The sequence below is a fragment of the Streptomyces sp. P5F9 genome (assembly GCF_057961495.1).
The window spans coordinates 1-1,776 of sequence record NZ_JBXVPZ010000858.1 but is presented as its reverse complement, the minus strand read 5'-3'; the positions used below and the strand labels follow the sequence as shown (position 1 = coordinate 1,776).

Genomic DNA, 1,776 nt, shown 5'->3' with positions numbered 1-1,776 from the left:
CCACCGCTCTCGACCCGGCCACCGAGAACCCCCGCACGATCCTCGACATCGGCTGCGGCGACGCGACGGCCGCCGCCACCGCGGCACCCCTCCTCACCGGCCACCGCGTCATCGGCGTCGACTGGTCCCAGGACGCCCTGACCCGCGCCCGCGCCCACCTCCCGTACACGGTCCGAGGCGAACTCACCGCGCTGCCGCTCCGCTCGGCCTCCGCCGACGCCGTCCTGTTCAGCGAGGTGATCGAGCACCTCGTCGACCCGGACACCGCCCTCGCCGAGATCCGCCGCGTCCTGCGCCCGGGAGGCCATCTCATGCTGTCCACCCCGAACTTGGCCGCCTGGTACAACCGCGCCCTGCTGCTCGCCGGCGTCCAGCCCGTGTTCTCGGAGGTGAGCCTGCGCGCGATCCACGGCCGCCCGGGCAAGGAGGTCGTAGGACATCTGCGGCTCTACACCCCGCGTGCGTTACGGGAGTTCGTGGCGGCGGCCGGCTTCGAGGTCGTAGGGCTCAAGGGCGCGCCCTTCCACGGCGTACCGCGACCGCTTCGCCCCCTCGACCGACTGGCCTGTGCCAGACCGCAGTTGGCGTCGATCCTGCTGCTGCACGCGCGGAAGACGTAGGGGGCGCGGCCGTGTGGTGGGGGGTGGCGGCGGCCCTGTTGGCGAACGTGCTGTACAGCACCGGTTTCGTCCTGGAGAAGCGGGCGCTCGCGGCCCTGCCCGAGGTGACGGTCCGTCAACCGGCGAGGCTGCTGCGGCTGGTGCTGGGGAGCCCGTTGTGGATCGGCGGGTCCCTCGCGCTGGCCTCCGGGTTCGGCGCGCAGCTCGCCGTGTACCGGACGCTGCCGATCGCCGCCGCGCAGGGCATCTTCGTGTCCGGCCTGGTGCTGCTCGTGCTGCTGTCCGCCCGCATGCTCGGCGAGGAGACCAGCGGCCGCGAACGGTACGCGCTCGGCGCGATCCTCGTCGCCCTGTTGATGGTCGTGCTGTCCCTCAAAGAAGGCTCGGACCACGTCAGCCGCAACGCGCCCTATCCGTTGATCCTTTTGGTCTGCGTGCCCTCGCTCGCCGCCGGTGTCTGGCTGTACCGGTCCACCGAGCGCAGCGCCGGCCACCGGCACCGGCTGCCCACCACGGGCGTCGAATACGGCGTGGCGGTGGGCCTGTTGTACGGGGTCAGCTCGCTCGCCATCAAGGGCGTGTCGAGCTACCTGACGACAAGTGACCTGGGAGGGGCGGTAGTTGGCCTGCTCCGGTCCCCGTACCCCTACCTCCTCCTCTTCACCGGCGCGTTCGGCCTGGTCATGTCCCAGGCGGCGCTCCAGCGTTGCCGGGCCTCGCTGATCGTGCCGGTGTGCACGACGGTGACCAGTCTGTTCACGGCGGTGCTCGGCACGCTCGCGTTCGGCGAGGCACTGCCGCACGACCCGCTGCGGCTGGCCCTGCGGATCGGGGGCACGGCCCTGGCGGTCACCGTCCTGCTGACCATGCCGAAGCACGACAACGCGCCTCAACCACCGGTCGAGGCCAAGGAGTTGACACCCCCATGAACCCGGACGACCCCCTGCTGAAGATCCTGGCCTGCCCGCTCGACAAGGGCCCGCTGCACCTGCTCCCCACGGACGCCCTCTACAACCCGCGCCTGCGCCGCCGTTACCCCATCGTCGACGGCATCCCGCAACTGCTGCCCTCGTCGGGGGAGCAAGTGACCGACGACGCCGAGCACTTGGAACTCCTCAAACGGATGGCCCCATGACCCCGACAAGCCCTGGGAAGC

Annotated in this window: 3 protein-coding genes; all 3 read left to right on the top strand. The window is 71.2% G+C overall.

Annotated elements, in window-relative coordinates; translation table 11 throughout:
- Positions 1-620, top strand: a 620-nt coding sequence (locus AC31A1_RS50925) for a class I SAM-dependent methyltransferase (protein WP_489659834.1), incomplete at its 5' end; no start/stop codon positions are given.
- Positions 621-643: 23 nt separating this feature from the next.
- Complete coding sequence (locus AC31A1_RS50920; protein ID WP_416966224.1) at positions 644-1,549, top strand: DMT family protein; 906 nt, start codon at positions 644-646, stop codon at positions 1,547-1,549.
- Positions 1,546-1,755: a Trm112 family protein gene (locus tag AC31A1_RS50915; RefSeq protein ID WP_019060261.1), complete on the top strand. Its 210-nt coding sequence runs from the start codon at positions 1,546-1,548 to the stop codon at positions 1,753-1,755. The genes AC31A1_RS50920 and AC31A1_RS50915 overlap by 4 nt, the downstream gene beginning before the upstream one ends.
- Positions 1,756-1,776: the final 21 nt, after the last annotated feature.

What these genes read in the sequence shown, in the direction of transcription:
- AC31A1_RS50915 (WP_019060261.1), top strand. Translation starts at nt 1,546, where the DNA reads ATGAACCCGGACGACCCCCTGCTGAAGATCCTGGCCTGCCCGCTCGAC.